Annotated in this window: 12 protein-coding genes and 1 pseudogene; 6 read left to right on the forward strand and 7 right to left on the reverse strand. The window is 66.6% G+C overall.

Annotation, left to right across the window (positions count from 1 at the left end; genetic code table 11):
- Positions 1-23 precede the first annotated feature (23 nt).
- The 3 genes from K8M09_RS20350 to K8M09_RS20360 are packed head-to-tail and all read left to right on the forward strand — an operon-like array spanning position 24 to position 5405.
- Positions 24-782, forward strand: coding sequence for an ImuA family protein (locus K8M09_RS20350; protein ID WP_160785736.1), 759 nt, complete (start codon positions 24-26; stop codon positions 780-782).
- Positions 697-2220, forward strand: coding sequence for a Y-family DNA polymerase (locus K8M09_RS20355; protein WP_160785735.1), 1524 nt, complete (start codon positions 697-699; stop codon positions 2218-2220). The genes K8M09_RS20350 and K8M09_RS20355 overlap by 86 nt, the downstream gene beginning before the upstream one ends.
- A complete protein-coding gene (locus K8M09_RS20360; RefSeq protein WP_160785734.1) occupies positions 2217-5405 on the forward strand; it encodes an error-prone DNA polymerase in 3189 nt (1062 codons plus the stop codon). Before K8M09_RS20355 ends, K8M09_RS20360 begins: the two co-directional genes overlap by 4 nt.
- A 44-nt stretch (positions 5406-5449) precedes the next feature.
- On the opposite strand, the gene K8M09_RS20365 is transcribed toward K8M09_RS20360, so the two are convergent.
- The gene (locus K8M09_RS20365) at positions 5450-7447 is read right to left on the reverse strand and encodes a CocE/NonD family hydrolase (RefSeq protein WP_160785733.1); all 1998 of its coding nucleotides are present in this window, start codon (positions 7445-7447) and stop codon (positions 5450-5452) included.
- Between the two features lie 170 nt (positions 7448-7617).
- Here K8M09_RS20365 and K8M09_RS20370 point away from each other — a divergent pair.
- A pseudogene (locus tag K8M09_RS20370) lies at positions 7618-9030 on the forward strand (NAD(P)-dependent oxidoreductase); the annotation flags it as partial.
- Positions 9031-9039: 9 nt separating this feature from the next.
- Here the strand turns inward: K8M09_RS20370 and K8M09_RS20375 are convergent.
- From K8M09_RS20375 to K8M09_RS20390, 4 genes are read right to left on the reverse strand one after another with little or no spacing between them, the layout of a single operon-like run.
- On the reverse strand, positions 9040-10158 hold the full coding sequence (locus K8M09_RS20375; RefSeq protein WP_229342492.1) for a DmpA family aminopeptidase: 1119 nt from the start codon (positions 10156-10158) through the stop codon (positions 9040-9042).
- Between the two features lie 2 nt (positions 10159-10160).
- On the reverse strand, positions 10161-10991 hold the full coding sequence (locus tag K8M09_RS20380; protein WP_160785730.1) for an ABC transporter permease: 831 nt from the start codon (positions 10989-10991) through the stop codon (positions 10161-10163).
- A gap of 10 nt (positions 10992-11001) precedes the next feature.
- Positions 11002-11904, reverse strand: a complete 903-nt coding sequence (locus K8M09_RS20385) for an ABC transporter permease (RefSeq protein ID WP_160785729.1) — start codon at positions 11902-11904, stop codon at positions 11002-11004.
- Position 11905: 1 nt separating this feature from the next.
- Positions 11906-12988, reverse strand: a complete 1083-nt coding sequence (locus K8M09_RS20390; protein WP_160785728.1) for an ABC transporter ATP-binding protein — start codon at positions 12986-12988, stop codon at positions 11906-11908.
- A 209-nt stretch (positions 12989-13197) separates the two neighbouring features.
- On the opposite strand from K8M09_RS20390, the gene K8M09_RS20395 reads away from it, so the two are divergent.
- Entirely contained in the window at positions 13198-14223 is a 1026-nt protein-coding gene (locus tag K8M09_RS20395) for a polyamine ABC transporter substrate-binding protein (RefSeq protein ID WP_160785912.1), read from the forward strand.
- A 56-nt stretch (positions 14224-14279) separates the two neighbouring features.
- Complete coding sequence (locus K8M09_RS20400) at positions 14280-15134, forward strand: MurR/RpiR family transcriptional regulator (RefSeq protein ID WP_160785727.1); 855 nt, start codon at positions 14280-14282, stop codon at positions 15132-15134.
- Positions 15135-15139: 5 nt separating this feature from the next.
- Here K8M09_RS20400 and K8M09_RS20405 read toward each other — a convergent pair whose 3' ends face one another.
- Positions 15140-15505 carry a YbaN family protein gene (locus tag K8M09_RS20405; RefSeq protein WP_160785726.1) on the reverse strand — a complete coding sequence of 122 codons (366 nt, stop codon included), beginning with the start codon at positions 15503-15505 and terminating at the stop codon, positions 15140-15142.
- A 79-nt stretch (positions 15506-15584) separates the two neighbouring features.
- Positions 15585-15833 (reverse strand): DUF2934 domain-containing protein, encoded by a 249-nt coding sequence (locus K8M09_RS20410; RefSeq protein WP_380734648.1) that lies wholly within the window; start codon positions 15831-15833, stop codon positions 15585-15587.
- Between the last annotated feature and the right edge of the window lie 178 nt (positions 15834-16011).

The following is a 16011-nucleotide window of genomic DNA, read 5'->3' on the forward strand; positions in this document are numbered from 1 at the left end:
GCCAACCGGGAGCCGCCAAGCCGATGTCCGCCTCCGCCCATGCCGTTGTCGCCGATCTGCGCGACCGCATCCGGCAGTTCGACGGCCGCGCCCTGCGCGACCGGGCGGTGCTGCCCTTCGGCGTGCCGGAGATCGACGAGAAGTTGCCGGGCGGCGGATTGGCGCTCGCCAGCCTGCACGAGGTCTGCGGCGGCGGCAACGATGCGGTCGAGGGGGCGGCGGCCATGCTTTTTGCCGCCGGCATCGCGGCGCGCACAAGGGGGCAGGTGCTCTGGTGCCTGACGCGGCCCGATCTTTTCGCCCCGGCGCTGGCGCAGGCGGGCCTTGCGCCCGGCCGCGTCCTCTATATGGAGGCGAACGACGAGAAGAGCCTGCTCCTCTGTTTAGAGGAGGGGCTGCGGCATGGCGGATTGGGTGCGGTGGTGGCGGAGGTCGCGCGCCTGTCGATGACGGCCTCGCGCCGCCTGCAACTCGCCGCGGAAGCCGGCGGCACGCTCGGCATCGCCCTGCGCCGCTTCCGGCACAAGCGGGAGGTGGGGGCCTTCCTCCTGCCCACGGCCGCCGTGACGCGCTGGCAGGTGTCCGTCGCCCCGTCCGCCCCGCTGCCCGTGCCGGGTGTCGGTCGGGCATGCTGGCGGCTGGAGCTTACGCGCTGCCGGGCCGGCGAGGCGGCGGAATTCGAAGTGGAGGCATCCGATGCCGAGGGTCGTATCGCTTTTTCTTCCCGGCTGGCCGATCGATCGCCTGCGGCGGGCCATGGGCGCCTCGGCGCCTCCGCCTGACGCGCGGCTCGTCCTTGTCGGGCGCGAGGGATCGCGCCGCGTCGTGACGGCGGTGAGCCGGCCGGCGGAAGCGGCGGGGCTGCGCGTCGGCATGCCGCTTACCAAGGCCCATGCGCTGCTGCCCGATATCCTGACCATGCCGGCCGATCCCGCCGCCGATGCGGCCGCGCTGGAGCGCCTCGCGCTCTGGGCCTTGCAGCACTATGCGCCCATCGTCGCGCCGGACCCGCCGGACGGCCTCGTCATCGATACGACGGGGGCCGACCACCTGCATGGCGGCGAGGCGCGCATGCTGGGCGGCCTCGTCAACCGCCTTGCCGCCTCCGGCATTTTCGCCCGCGCGGCCATTGCCGATACGCGGGGCGCGGCCTATGCCGCCGCGCGCTTCCTGGCCGATCCCGTCTGCGTCGTCCCGGGCGGCGGGGTGGCGGAGGCCGTCGCGCGCCTGCCGCTTATGGGGCTGCGCATTCCGCCGGAAACCGTGGCGGGCCTGCATGTGCTCGGCTTTGCCACGATCGGCGACGTGCTGGCTGTGCCGCGCGCGCCGCTCGTCCTGCGCTTCGGCGCGCTGCTCGGCCGCCGGCTCGATCAGGTGCAGGGCACGGTCTTGGAGCCGGTCGATCCGCTGCGCGATCCGGAGCTTGCGACGGTCCGCAAGGTGTTCGGCGAGCCGATCGGCGCGCCTGAGACCATCGCCCGCTACACAGCCGGCCTCGTGCGCGATCTTTGCCGAACCCTGGAACGGCGCGGCCTCGGCGCCCGCCGCCTCGACCTGCTCTTCCACCGCATCGACAATTCCCTGCAGGCGATCCGCGTCGGCACGGCGCGGGCGGTGCGCGATGAGAAGCGGCTGACCCGGCTCATCTGCGACCGGATCGAGACGATCGATCCGGGTTTCGGCATCGAGATCATGGAACTGACAGCGACGCTTGCCGAACCGCTCGCCCTGCAACAGGCCGTCACGTCGCTGGTCGAGGAGGAGACGGCGGATATTGCCGGCCTTGTCGATGTCATCGCCAACCGCATCGGCGCGCGCCGGCTCTATCGCATCGCGCCGGTGGAGAGCGACGTGCCGGAGCGCTCCGTGCGCCGCATCGCGCCGCTCGCCCCGGATGACGGCGCGACATGGCAGGGCCGCTGGCCGCGCCCCGCGCGCCTGCTTGCGCGGCCGGAGCCGGTCGAGGTCATGGCGCTGCTGCCCGATCATCCGCCCGCCTTCTTCACCTGGCGCGGCGTGCGCCGGCGGGTGAAATGCGCGGACGGCCCGGAGCGCATCTTCGGCGAATGGTGGAAGCGCGACGCCGAGCTTGCCGCCGTGCGCGATTATTTCCAGGTGGAGGACATGGAGGGCGAGCGCTTCTGGCTGTTCCGCTCGGCAGATGAGGAACAGGCGTCCAGCGGGATCGGCCGCTGGTTCCTGCACGGGGTCTTCGCATGAAACCCTATTATGCCGAACTTCAGGTCACGTCGCACTTCTCGTTCCTGCGCGGGGCGAGCAGCGCGGCGGAACTTTTCGCGCAGGCAAGCGCGCTCGGCATCGATGCCCTCGCCGTGGCGGACCGCAACAGCCTCGCGGGTGTCGTGCAGGCCCACAAGGCGGCGAAGGAACTGCCGCCGGATATGCCGCAAGTCCGCCTCCTCGTCGGCTGCCGGCTCGATCTTGCCGACGGTATGTCGCTGCTGGTCTATCCCACCGACCGGGAGGCTTATGCCCGCCTCTGCCGCCTGCTGACCATCGGCAAGAAGAAGGCCGGCAAGGGCAAGTGCCATCTCGACTGGGCCGATGTCGTGCAATGGAACGAGGGCCTTCTTGCCGTGCTGGTGCCGGAGGAGGCTGACGAGGAGACGGCCTTGCGGCTGCGCCGCCTGCGCGAAACCTTCGGAGATCGCTGCTACCTAGCCCTCACGCTGCGCCGCCGCCCGAATGACCAGCTCCGCCTCTTTTCGCTCTCCAACCTTGCCGCGCAACATCGCGTGCCCACCGTCGTCACCAATGACGTGCTCTATCACGAGCCTGCCCGGCGCATGCTGCAGGATATCGTCACCTGCATCCGCCACAGCGTCGCCATCGACAATGCCGGCTTCCTGCGCGAGCGCCACGCCGACCGCTACCTGAAGCCGCCGGAGGAAATGCATCGCCTCTTTTCCCGCTACCCGGAAGCGCTGGCCCGCACGCGGGAGATTGCTGGGCGCTGCCGGTTCTCGCTGGATGAGCTGCAATACCAGTACCCGGACGAGAAGGAATATGCCCATCTCACGCCGCAGGAGGCGCTGGAAAAATATACCTGGGAGGGAGCGGCCGCGTGTTACCCCGGGGGCATTCCGGACAAGGTTCGCGGCAAGCTCAATCATGAACTGACGCTCATCGCACGCATGCGCTACGCGCCGTATTTCCTCACGGTCCGTTCCATCGTGGAACATGCCCGCTCCATCGAGATCCTGTGCCAGGGGCGTGGCTCGGCGGCCAACAGCGCGGTCTGCTACGTGCTTGGCATCACCGCCATCGACCCGATGGTGAACGGCCTTCTCTTCGAGCGCTTCGTCTCCGAACAGCGCGGCGAGCCGCCCGATATCGACGTGGATTTCGAGCATGAGCGCCGGGAGGAGGTGATCCAGTGGATCTACAACACCTATGGCACGGACCGATCCGCGCTCTGCGCCACCGTCATCCGCTATCGCGCGCGGGCGGCGATGCGCGATGTCGGGCGGGCGCTGGGCTTGCCGGAAGATGTCCTGAAGTCCCTGTCCTCGCAGGTCTGGGGCTGGTCGAACGATCTGCCGCAAAGCCATGCCGTCGGCGCCGGCCTCAATGTGGACGATCGCCGCATAAAACTGCTGTTCGAGCTTGCCCGCCAGTTGATCGACAGGCCCCGGCACCTCTCGCAGCATCCGGGCGGCTTCGTGCTGACGCGCGACCGGCTGGACGATCTCGTGCCCATCGAGCCGGCGGCCATGGACGGACGGCAGGTAATCGAATGGGACAAGGACGATATCGAATATCTGAAATTCATGAAGGTCGACGTTCTGGCGCTCGGCATGCTCACCTGCATGCGCCGCGCCTTCGATTTCCTGAAGACGCACAAGGGAAAGGACTATGGTCTCAAAACCATCCCTGCAGGAGATGAGGCGACCTACGAAATGATCTCGAAGGCCGACACAATCGGCACCTTCCAGATCGAGAGCCGGGCGCAGATGTCCATGCTGCCGCGTCTTCGGCCGAATAAATTCTATGATATCGTCATTCAGGTGGCCATCGTTCGGCCGGGGCCGATCCAGGGGGACATGGTGCATCCCTATCTGCGGCGGCGGCAGGGGTTGGAAAAGGAAGACTATCCCAAACCCGAATTGCGAAACGTGCTGGAAAGAACTCTAGGCGTCCCGCTCTTTCAGGAACAGGCGATGCAGGTGGCCATCGACTGCGCCGGCTTCACACCCGGCCGGGCGGACGAGCTTCGCCGCGCCATGGCGACCTTCAAACAAACGGGTGGGGTGGACAAGTTCCGGCAGGAACTGGTCGCCGGCATGGTCAAGAATGGATATGCGCAGGAATTCGCCGAGCGTATGTGTCGCCAGCTTGAAGGCTTCGGCTCCTATGGCTTCCCGGAAAGCCACGCCTACAGCTTCGCCATCATCGCCTATGCCTCGGCCTGGATGAAGTGCCATCACCCGGACGTTTTCTGTGCGGCGCTGCTCAATTCCCAGCCGATGGGGTTCTATGCGCCGGCGCAGATCGTGCGCGATGCGCGCGATCATGGGGTGGAGGTGCGGCCGGTCTGCGTCAACCAGAGCCGGTGGGACTGTACGCTGGAGCCGACGGAGGAGACGGGGCGGCTTGCGGTCCGGCTGGGGCTGCGGCTGGTGAAGGGGCTGAGCAACAAGGAAGCGGGCGCGCTGGTCGCCAACCGGGAGGAAGACCCTTTCGCCTCGGTCGACGATGTCTGGCGCCGTGCGGATATTCCGGCCGATACGCTCGTGCGGCTGGCGGAGGCGGATGCCTTCCTGCCGTCGCTCGGCCTTTCCCGCCGCGAGGCGCTGTGGGCGATCCGGGGGCTTCGGGACGAGCCTTTGCCGCTCTTTTCGGCTGCTGCCGCACGGGAGGCGGCGGTGGTGCCGGAACTCAGCGAGCCGGCGGTGGCGCTGCGCCCCATGGCGGCGGGCGGCGAGGTGGTGGAGGATTACGGCCATGTCGGCCTGACGCTCAGGGCGCATCCGGTGAGCTTTCTGCGCGAAAGCCTTACGCGCCGGCGTTTCCTGACTTGCGCAGAGGCGACGCGGCTCAAGGACCGCCGGAAGGTCGAGACGGCCGGCATCGTGCTTGTGCGCCAGCAGCCGGGTTCGGCCAAGGGTGTCATCTTCGTGACCATCGAGGACGAGACGGGCATCGCCAATCTCGTCGTCTGGCGCAAGGTCTTCCTCGCCTTCCGCCCCATCGTGATGGGTGCGCCGATGATCGGCGTCAAAGGTTATGTCCAGCGGGAGGGTGAGGTGGTGCATCTCGTCGTGCAACACCTCACCGATCTCTCGGCGGATTTTTCGACCATCGGCCGGCGCGGCGGCGTGGCGGGGCAGGAAGAGGCGGGCGCGGCCGAAGCGATCCGCGTCAAGTCCCGCGACTTTCACTGAACATTTCCAGCAGGATTGCGCAGTGGGACATGCGCCACTCCGCGTTACATGAAGTCGCGCGGAATGGCCTCCTCGAAGGATTTCTCGAAGATCAGCGCTTCCCCCTCGAAGGCGCGTACATGGGCGGCGATCAGCCAGTCCGTCGCCGTGCAGGCGATGGTGGCCGTCGAGACGGTGCGCACGAACCAGCCGGGGCGCTGCATGTCGCAGGTCCAGACGGCGGTGCCGGTCATGGATAGCGGATCGTCCGCGGCAATCGACCAGACCTCGTCGCGCACCTGCCGCGTCGCAAGCCCCGTGTCGGGATGTTCGTAAAGGCCGGTATCCTCGTAGATCGAATAATCCGTCAGGCCGTTGGTCAGGTCCCGCTCGACCCCCCGGGCGGTCTCGGCCGGGGCAAGCTCGGTGTATTTCGGCAGGGGATCGGGGTTTTCCGGCTCCGGCAGGGCGATCACCCGATGCTCCCCTAGCTTCGGCAGGAAAAGGCCGAGCGAGGCGAGGTCCAGCGTCACGCCGGCATCCACCGGCGGCGGCAGCACCATCGGCCAGTAGGCGGTCGAGAGCGACAGGCGGATGCGGTGGCCGGCGCGGAAGCGGTAGCCCATCGCGTCGAGCACGAGGCGGATGCGGGTCTTTTGACCCTTCGGCATGGCCTTCGGCTCGGCATTGCCGTCGCGATGGGCAAGGTTGAGGACGCCGAAGGTGACGCGCGTTGCGGTGCCGTCCGGATGTATGTCGACGAGGCGGGCGCAGAGATTGGCGATCTCCGCCTCCGTGGAAACATCCAGTTCCAGCACCGGCTGGCCGAGGAAATCCTGCGCCTCGGTTAATGGCGGTGTCTCGATGACCAGCGAGCCGGCATCGTCGGGGCGCTGGTCGAGCGCCATTTCCGCATCCGGCTTCAGCGTGAACCATTCGCCGGCCATGATGCCGGTATCGAGCGGCGATTTCAGGAAACGGTCATGGCTCGCGCCGGCTGCAGGCGGGCTGGCAAGAAGCGCGCCATGCGGCGAGACATGGAAGGCCGCCATCTCGGGCGCTTTCCAGCGATCCATGGCGATCCAGAAGCCGGGATCGCTCTCGCGCCGCAGGGACGGGCGGGCGGCGTCTTGGATATAGGCGCGCACCTGCGGGGTCTCTTGCGCGCCGTTCTCCTCGCCGCGCAGCCAATGGTTCCACCAGGCAATGGCCTCGGCATGGAAATCCATGCGCGGCTTCGGCCAGGCGAAGTGGGGATATTTGTGGATCCACGGGCCGATCAGCGCCTTGGCCTTGTCCCCCAGTCCCTCGAGGGCCTTCAGCGGTGTGCTGCGATAGCCGTCCGCCCAGCCGGCGATGACGAGGGCGGGCACCGGGAAGCCGGCGAAATCCTCGCAGATCGAGCCGTGTTTCCAGAAGGCATCGCGGCGCTGGTGACGCAGCCATTCCTCAAGGAAGAAGGGTTCGTTCTCCAGCCGCTCCAGCCACATGTCGCGCCAGCGGTCGCCGACGATGGCAGGGTCGGGCGAGCGGGACTGGTAGGCGAGCATGGTCGCGGCCCAGGAGAGCTGGGCGGAAAGGTGGGTGCCGCTCTTGTAGTGGATGTCGTCGTTGTAGCGGTCGACGGTGGAGGCAATGGAGATGACGGCCTTCAGGGCCGGGGGCTTGAGGGCCGCGACCTGCAGGCAGTTGAAGCCGCCCCAGGAAATGCCCATCATGCCGACCGACCCGTTCGACCATGGCTGGGCGGCGATCCAGCCGATGAGTTCGCAGGCATTCGCCAGTTCCAGCGGCGTGTATTCGCCGTCGATCACGCCATCGGATTCGCCCGAGCCGCGGATATCGACGCGCACGCCGGCAATGCCGGCGGCGGCGAAGACGGGATAGGTCGATTCATCGCGCAGGCTCGTTCCGTCGCGCTTGCGATAGGGCAGGAATTCGAGGACGGCGGGCACGGGGTCCCGCTCCGCACCCTCCGGCATCCAGATGCGCGCGGCGAGCCGCGTGCCGTCGGCAAGCGTGATCCATTCGTTTTCAATGACGGTGAAGGCGCGGGATGTCATGGGCGATCCTCTGTTGCCGCTCCTTTATGCCGCCCGGCCCGAGGGCGGGCAATGGGCGGTTTTGACCCGGCATGTCGCTTTTGCCGCCGGCTTGCCCGTCTTCCAAAACTCGCCTACGAAACGAGGAGCGGAGAGGGAGGGACGCCATGCAGGATCGGGAAGAGACGGGACGGCTGGACGACCCACAGCGCGCCTACAGGGTCCTGATCGCCGATCTTGTCGGCCTGCGCTTCGATGCGGAGGGACGGCCCGATCCCGGCGAAGTCCGCGCGCATATCATAGCGCGGGGCGGAGTCTTCCACGAGGGCGGCTACCAGCGCGAGGATCTGCCGCCGGGCATTCATTTCTTCTACCAGCCGGATCTCAGCGCCGAGGCGCAGATCATCGCGCAGACCGCAGACGGCCGCTACGATGCGCTGATCGCGGCGGCGACCTTCGTTCCCAAGCAGGCTGTCTTTCCGCTCGGCGGCGTGCGCATCGGCGCGGGCACCGGCAATATGGGGGCCGCCTCCTGGGGCGGCGGTAACGGCGAGGGCGGGACCGCGCCGTTGATGAACACGCCCGGCATCAACAGTCGCGCGACGGCGCAGATGGCGATGAAGGCGCTGCTGAAGGTGACGCCGGACCTGCCGGTCGATCTGCTGCACGCCCGCGTCGTCGCCGGCGATTTCGATACGGGGCGCGATCTGCGGCTTTATCCGACCGCCAAGCTGGAAGGCCGGCGCATGGCCGTGCTCGGCTACGGCAATATCGGCCGCGAGGTCGCCAAACTCGCCCGCGCCTTCGGCATGGCGGTCGTCGTCCATGCCCGCCCGCACCATCGGCAATGGATCGAGGCGGAAGGGTTCGACTACGCGGAAACGCCGGAGGCGGCGGCGCGCGGAGCGGATGCACTCTCCGTCCATGTCGGCCTCGGCCGGCTCGACGAGGAGACGCGCCGCTATGCCAATGCCGGCCTCGTCGGCGAGGCGGTGCTGGCGGCGATGAAACCCGGCGCGGTCATGATCAATTACGACCGGGGCGAGGTGGTGGATGCGGCAGCGCTCGACCGCGCGCTCGCCTCGGGGCAGATACGCCATGCGGCCATCGATGCCGATCTCTTCAAGAGCGCTTCGAGCGGCACGCTCAGCGGCCCGATGCTGCCCTATCTGAAGCTAGCCGAACACCATCCCGGCAGGCTGGAGCTTCTGCCCCATGCGGCGGCGGATACGGATCATCCCTCCCGCGTCGTCGGCGCCTGCCAGGCGGTGGATCAGATTATCGACGTCATTCGCCATCGCCGTGTCGTCAACCTGAAGGGCAGCCTGCCGGAAGGCTATGTCGATGCGGGCGCGAAGGCGCCGCAGGGCATCGGCCGGGTCACCGCGGCGACGCTCGCGGCGGCGGCGATCGATCCCCACTTTGCCGAATTGCACGGCGTCTCGCGCGAGATCACCGATACGCTGGAGGCCATCGTGGAGGCGGTCGCGGAGGGCATGACGCACCAGCCGGCCAAGGGCGACGTCGCCGCGCTCACGCATCTCCTGCTGCGCCAGCGCCGCCTGCTGGAGGCGCTGGGACTGGACGGGCCGGCGGAGACCTGAGCGGAGGGCTCAGGCCAGACGCCCATATTGCCGCATGACGGACAAGAGGTCGTCGTGCCGGATGGCGTCGACGCGCAGCCGGTCGTGCGGGGTGCCGCCGGCGTCCTCGGCCGCCAGCATGGCGTTCACCACCGCCTCTTCCACGCTGTCCACCGCCGCCAGATAGGCGGCGTCGAGGTGCTCGTCGTTGAGGATTTCGAGGGACAGCATTTCCGGCGCGCGGTGCGCCATCGGCTGCGGATTGGCGGTGGAGAAGGCGAGGAAGATATCGCCGGAATTGTTGCCGCCCGGCGTGCCGCCCCGGCCGATGCCGATGGCGGCGCGGCGGGCGAGGCGCTTCAACTGGTGCGGGGCGAGCGGCAGATCGGTGGCGATGACGACGATGATCGAGCCGCGTTCCCTGAGCTGGCTTTGCGGGGTGTTGTCCTGAAGGTGTTTTCCCACGGGCACGCCGCAGACCGTCAGCCAGTCGCGCTGGCCGTGGTTGGCCTGCACCAGCGTGCCGATCGTATAGTCCTTGCCGGCATAGGTGACGATGCGCGACGCGGTGCCGGTGCCGCCCTTGAAGCCATAGGTGATCATGCCGGTGCCGCCGCCGCAATTGCCCTCCTGGACGGGGCCGGCGGAAAGGTTTTCCAGCGCCGCGCGCGCGTCCGCTTCCGTCACCGGCATGCCGTTGATGTCGCTCAGCGCCCCGTCATAGGTCTCGGCGATGACGGGCATCAGCCAGAGGAAATCGCCGATCTCGTAGGTCGAGGAATAGCGTTCCAGCATCCAGCGGATCGTCGCATGGTGGGTGATGCCGACGCCGTGGGTGTTGGTGATCATGACCGGGCCGAGGAAGGTACCGCCGTCCTCGATCCAGTGCGTGCCGGTCATTTCGCCATTGCCGTTGAAACGATGCACGCCGGCATAGACGGGCACGGGCGTTTCGCTGTCGCTGTGCGGCAGGATGGCGGTGACGCCGGTGCGCACCGGAAGCTTGCGGCCGGGGCGCGGGGTCTCCTCCCGGATCGTCTGGAAGCCGACGGCGATGCCCTCGACATCGGTGATGGCGTTGAGGGGGCCGGTGCGGCCGGTGAAGGGCAGGCCGAGGTCGCGGGCGCGGGGTTTTGTCTTTTTGTGCATGGTCATTTCTGCCGGGAGCGAAGGTAGAGGCCGAGGGAGGCGATGACGAAGGAGAAGGTCAGCATCATCACGGCGATGGCGTTGATCTCCGGTTTGATGCCGCGCCGGAGCATGGCGAAGATGAACATCGGCAGCGTCGTGACGTCGACGCCGGCGATGAAATAGGTGATGACGAGATCGTCCATCGAGATGATGAAGGCGAGCAGCGCGCCGCCGAGAATGCCCGGCAGGAGCTGCGGGAAGACCACCTTGCGGAAGGTCGTCCATTCGTTCGCCCCGAGATCGGCCGAGGCATGCTCCAGCGTGCGGTCCATGCCGGCGAGCCGGGCGGTGACGACGATGAAGACATAGGAGGTCAGGAAGGTGCATTGGCCGATGATGATCGTGCCGATGCCGAGATGGATACCGGCATTGACGAAGAAGATCAGCAAGGCGATGCCGAGCACGATATCCGGCATCAGCATCGGCATGAACATGACGACACGGTAGAAGCGCCGGCCGAAGAAATCGAAGCGGTAGAGCGCGATCGCCATGGCCGTGCCGAGCACGGTGGCGATGGCGGTGGTGGAGGCGGCGATCCGCAGGCTGTTCCACACGGCCTCGACGAGCTGGTCGGTGGATTCCAGATAGAGCGCGTTTTCCGAAATCTTCGTCTTGAAGCCGAGGACCTGGGCGTACCAGTCGGTGGTAAAGCCCGTCCAGGTCATCATGTTGACCGGGTTCGCGTTGAACGAATAGACCGCGATCAGCGCCAGTGGAATGTAGATGAAGGCGAAGAACAGCGCGGTATAGGCAAGGAGGCTGCCGCGGGCGAGGGTGGCGAAAATCTTCATCGCTCTCTCCTCAGCGCCCGGTCGCGGCATCGAGGCCGCGACGGCTGGAAACGACCACATAGACGAAGAGCAGCACCAGCATCACGCTCATCACCATCATCGCGAGCGCCGAGCCGAAGGGCCAGTTGCGCGCGGCGAGGAATTGCTGCTCGATGAGGTTGCCGAGCATCATCACCTTGGCGCCGCCAAGGATGGTCGGCACGATGAAGTTGCCGAGCGCGGGGATGAAGACGATGACCGCGCCGCCGGCAATGCCGGGCGCCGTCAGTGGCAGGATGATGCGCCAGAAGGTGCGGATCGGTCCCGCGCCGAGATCGAGCGAGGCGCGCACCAGCGTCCAGTCGAGCTTTTCGACGCTGGCATAGACCGGCATGAACATGAAGGGAATGAAGACATAGACCATGCCGAGGATGATCGCGCCTTCGGTATAGATGAGCTCCAGCGGCTGGGCGACGAGGCCGGTGTTCAGCAGCACGTCGTTGGCAAGCCCGGTCGGGCGCAGGATCAGCACCCAGACGAAGAGCCGCACGATGAGGCTGGCGAAGAAGGGCAGCGTGATGAGGAAGAGGCAGAAGTTCTTCCAGCGGTCCGACAGGCGGCTGATGCAGAAGGCCGCCGGGTAGCAGACGAGGAGCGTGGCGATGACGGTGAGCGCCGCGATCCTCAGCGAGCGCAGGAAGATCGCGATATAGACCGGGTCGAAATCCTCGAACATCGGATCGGCAAAGCCGAGGATGCGGCCGTAATTATGCGGATACCACGTCCACTCCACCCCGCCGTAAAGGCCGGGGGCGAGGAAGCTCGTGACGATCATGATGGAGAGCGGGCCGAGGAAGAAGACCGCGAGGAACAGCGAGACCGGCCCGAGCAGGACGGCAAGCTGGGCGCGGCGGCGAAGGGCGATCGACGACATGTCAGGCCGCCTCCGCCGGAATGAGGTGTACGGCCGCCGGATCGTAGGCGAGGCGGGCATGGCGCGACTGCTCGACCGCGCCGACGAGGCTGCGCCGCGCCGCCGGGATTTCCGCGATGACGCGCCGGCCCGTCGCCGTGCGGCCGAAAAGCTCGAAGGTCGAGCCGACGAAGACGATCTGCTCGAGATCGATGTCGAGGCCCGGGGCGTCGCTGCCGGCCTCGGCGAGGAAGAACTGTTCCGGGCGGATGAGCGCCGTCGCCGCGCCCGTTGCGCCGGGTCTGCCATGCGCAATGGCGATGCCGTCCCGCGTTACGAGCTGGCCGCTGCCGGCCTCGCCCTCGAAGAGGTTGCTGGCGCCGACGAAGGTGGCGACGAAGCCGTTCTTCGGCTGGTCGTAGATGGCGCGGGGCGTATCGAGTTGCTGGATACGGCCGCCCGAGAGCACGGCGACGCGGTCCGACATGGTCAGCGCCTCCTGCTGGTCGTGGGTGACGAAGATGAAGGAAATGCCGAGTTCGTTCTGCAGCGTCTTCAATTCGATCTGCATGGCCTGCCGCAGGTTCTTGTCGAGGGCCGAGAGCGGTTCGTCGAGCAGGAGGAGCTTCGGGCGGGCGATGATGGCGCGGGCGAGCGCCACGCGCTGCTGCTGGCCGCCGGAAAGCTGGCGCGGCTTGCGGCTCTCCAGCCCTTCCAGGCCGACCATGGCGAGGGCTTCCGCCACGCGCTTTGTCCGCTCGGGCTTTGCGACGCCGGCGACTTCCAGCGCGTAGCCGGTGTTCTCGCCCACCGTCATATGCGGAAAGAGCGCGTAGTTCTGGAAGACGGTGTTGACCGGGCGGCGGTAGGGCGGCCGGTCCGTCATGTCCTCGCCGTCGATCAGGATACGGCCGGAATCGAGTTCCACGAAACCGCTGATCGCCTGAAGGAGGGTGGTTTTTCCGCAGCCCGACGGCCCCAGCAGCGTCAGGAATTCGTTGCGCCGGACATCGAGGTCTATGGCGTCGAGCGCGGTGACCGTCTGGCCTTCGGGCGTGGCAAAGGCCTTCGCCGCCTTTTCCAGGCGGACTATGGAATCTCGCATCGTCGTTCCCCAAAATGTTATAAAAATAACGCTTGTGCGATTTAGATATGTGGATACCATTTGCCTATCCAAGTCAACGGCCGAAAGAAGCCGGGACGGGAAAAGGCGGCGCAGAGGAAAGCGCCGGGGCCAGGACGGCCGAACCACCAGAGGAGACTATTTCCATGACGAAAGCCAAACATGCCGGTGCGTCCGGTTTTCAGGCCTGGATGCGCGGCACCGCCCTTTCGCTCGCCGCCCTCGTGGCGACGGCGGGCATGGCGGGCGCCGCCGAACTCAACGTCTATAACTGGGGCGAATACATCAATCCGGAGGTGCTGAAGAAGTTCGAGGAGGAGACCAAGATCAAGGTCAATCTCTCGACCTATTCCTCCAACGAGGAAATGCTGGCCAAGATCCAGGGCGGCGCGACGGGCTACGACATCGTCTTCCCGTCCGTGCATATGCAGGACATCATGGCCAAGCTCGATCTTCTGGAGAAGACCGACATCAACAAATACGAGGGCTTCAAGAACATCGATCCCTCGTTCCTGCGCGCCAAGAGCGATCCGGGCGGCGAATATTGCCTGCCCTATGCCTGGGGCTCGGTCGGCATCTTCTATAACCGCAAGGTTCTCGGCAAGGATGTCACCGGCTGGAAGGACCTGATCGAGACGGTGAAGGCCAAGGGCCTGAAATTCACCCTGCTCGACGACATGCGCGAGGTTCTGGCCGTCGGCCTCATCCTCAACGGCCACAAGATCAACTCCACCGATCCGGCTGAATTGCAGCAGGCGGCCGACACGATCATCGCCATGAAGCCGCATGTCGCGGCCTTCACTTATGACGAGCGGCCGATGGTGCAGGCAGGGGACGTTGCCGCCGGCCACGCCTTCGTCGGCGCGATGATCGACGTCTTCGGCAACGAGAAGGATCTCGGCTACGTGATCCCCGAGGAAGGCGCGACCATGTACCAGGAGGATATCTGCGTCTTGAAGAGCGCGCCGAACAAGGAGAACGCCATCAAGTTCCTCCAGTTCTACACCCGCCCGGAGATCGTCGCCCTCAATGTCGCGCAGCAGACCAACGGCACGGCCAATGTGCCGGCGCGGCAATTGACCCCGGAAAAGATCAAGAATAGCAAGGAAATCAACCCGCCGGCCGAAACGATGGGCCGTCTCCAGATATTCGAGGATCTGGGTCCGGCCCTGCGCCAGGTGGACCGCGTCTGGACGCGGGTCAAGACGGCCCAGTGAGCGCGGTTGATCCCCGCCCGTCCTTGGACGGGCGGGCTTTCGAGGAGAGGGGCGACGTGTCGAAACGCATTCTGAAGCTCGTTCAGTCCGACGACCTCAGACGGTCCAAATCCGACAAGCTGCTCGCCCATTATATCGAGCGGAACATCGCCGAGCTTCCCTTCGAGACCGCGCGCTCCATCGCCCAGCGCCTTCAGGTCTCGCCGATGACCGTGGGGCGCTATCTGCGCCGCATGGGCTTCGACGGGCTGGACGAGTTGAAGAGCGAGTTGCGCCACGGCAGCTCCAACCCGGCCTGGCAGGTCAAGGGCCGGGTCGACCGGCTCCAGCAGGACCGGCAGGAGGGCAAGCTGCTCGCCGGCCTTATCCAGCAGCAGATCGATAATCTCAGCCAAATCTACGCCATCGCCAGCGCGCCGGAATGGCAGCAGACGATCGATGCGCTGATCGGCGCGAGCGAGGTCTATGTCGCGGCGTACCAGAACGTGCGCGGCATCGCGCAGTATTTCGCCAGCCAGCTTTCCTATACCCGCCCGCGCGTGCAGTTCGTCGACGGGCTGAACGGCACCTATGCCGAGCTGCTCGACGGTTCCGTCGAGGGGCGGCTGCTCTTCCTGCATGACGTGCGGCGCTTTTCCGCCAAGGCCCGGCCGCTGGCGCTGGAGGCGCGCCGCGCCGGCGTCAAGGTCGTGCTGCTGACGGACGAATTCTGCCCCTGGGGGCCGGAGGTCTCCGATATCTGCCTCATCGTGCCCGGCTCGCACGGCCCCCTCTGGGATGGCGCGGCCACCATGACCGCCGTCATGGACCTGATGCTCAGCAACATCATCGTCGTGCTCGGCGACGAGGTGAGCGAGCGCGTCGACACGCTCACCCGCCTGCAGGATGTCTTCGGCGATTTCGAGACCTGACCGGCTCAGTCCTTGCCTGGCAGCGGGCGGGTCACGATGAAGGTGACGCTTGCCGCCAGGATCAGCCCGACCGTGACGGCAAGGGGGAGCGAGGGTTGCAGGCGATAGAGGAACAGGCCGTAGCTCACGGCGATAAGAGCGACGGCGGCGATCTTGGCGCGGGCCGAGATCGCGCCCTCCCGCCGCCAGTTCGCCAGGGGGGGGCCGAGCGTGCGATGGTCGAGAAGCCATTGTTCGAAGCGCGGCGAGGAGCGCGAGAAGCACCAGGCCGCGACGAGCAGGAATGGCGTCGTCGGCAACAGCGGCAGGAAAACGCCGACAATGCCGATCGCCGTCATCAGGAAGCCGGCCAGCATGTAGATCGAGCGCACGGAACCCTCATCGAAAAACGCGTTCGCGTCCAGATAGAGTGCTTTGCCGCTATCTCCAAGAGGCAAGGGCGACGCGCCCTCAGATAGGTTTGCTCTCCGCCGCCTTCGGGGCCTTTGCCCTTGCGCCGGCATCGGCTTTCCCGCCCCGCCCGAGGGCGATGTCGATCAGGGGTTTCTTCGTGCGGGCGGGCCGAGCGTCGGCGGGAAGCGCCACCCGCTCGAATTCCTCGCGCTCGCGCACGGCCTGCGCCCAGTGCTCGATATCGTGCCCGTGGGGGTGGCCGGCCTCTTCCCAGAGCGAGTAGGCCCGCTTGCTGATCCATTCCATTCGCGCATCCGTCATCGTTGAACCTCGCTCGAGAGTGATCGACGCCGTGCCGGTCTATGGCAGAAGGAAACCGGAACACGGAACTTGCTGGAGGCCGGAAAACAACGGCCGGCGGTCCAGGTATCGGCGCACCATGCGCTCCGGGCGACAGGTCGGGCGGAGCAGGTCTGCAATGTGA

The sequence above is a fragment of the Shinella zoogloeoides genome, assembly GCF_020883495.1.
Classification (GTDB): domain Bacteria; phylum Pseudomonadota; class Alphaproteobacteria; order Rhizobiales; family Rhizobiaceae; genus Shinella; species Shinella zoogloeoides.

Excerpts from the sequence above, each read along its gene's own strand:
- K8M09_RS20350 (WP_160785736.1), top strand. The coding sequence starts at position 24 with ATGTCCGCCTCCGCCCATGCCGTTGTCGCCGATCTGCGCGACCGCATC.
- K8M09_RS20355 (WP_160785735.1), top strand. The coding sequence starts at position 697 with ATGCCGAGGGTCGTATCGCTTTTTCTTCCCGGCTGGCCGATCGATCGC.
- K8M09_RS20360 (WP_160785734.1), top strand. The coding sequence starts at position 2,217 with ATGAAACCCTATTATGCCGAACTTCAGGTCACGTCGCACTTCTCGTTC.
- K8M09_RS20365 (WP_160785733.1), bottom strand. The coding sequence starts at position 7,447 with ATGACATCCCGCGCCTTCACCGTCATTGAAAACGAATGGATCACGCTT.
- K8M09_RS20375 (WP_229342492.1), bottom strand. The coding sequence starts at position 10,158 with ATGCACAAAAAGACAAAACCCCGCGCCCGCGACCTCGGCCTGCCCTTC.
- K8M09_RS20380 (WP_160785730.1), bottom strand. The coding sequence starts at position 10,991 with ATGAAGATTTTCGCCACCCTCGCCCGCGGCAGCCTCCTTGCCTATACC.
- K8M09_RS20385 (WP_160785729.1), bottom strand. The coding sequence starts at position 11,904 with ATGTCGTCGATCGCCCTTCGCCGCCGCGCCCAGCTTGCCGTCCTGCTC.
- K8M09_RS20390 (WP_160785728.1), bottom strand. The coding sequence starts at position 12,988 with ATGCGAGATTCCATAGTCCGCCTGGAAAAGGCGGCGAAGGCCTTTGCC.
- K8M09_RS20395 (WP_160785912.1), top strand. The coding sequence starts at position 13,198 with ATGCGCGGCACCGCCCTTTCGCTCGCCGCCCTCGTGGCGACGGCGGGC.
- K8M09_RS20410 (WP_380734648.1), bottom strand. The coding sequence starts at position 15,833 with ATGGAATGGATCAGCAAGCGGGCCTACTCGCTCTGGGAAGAGGCCGGC.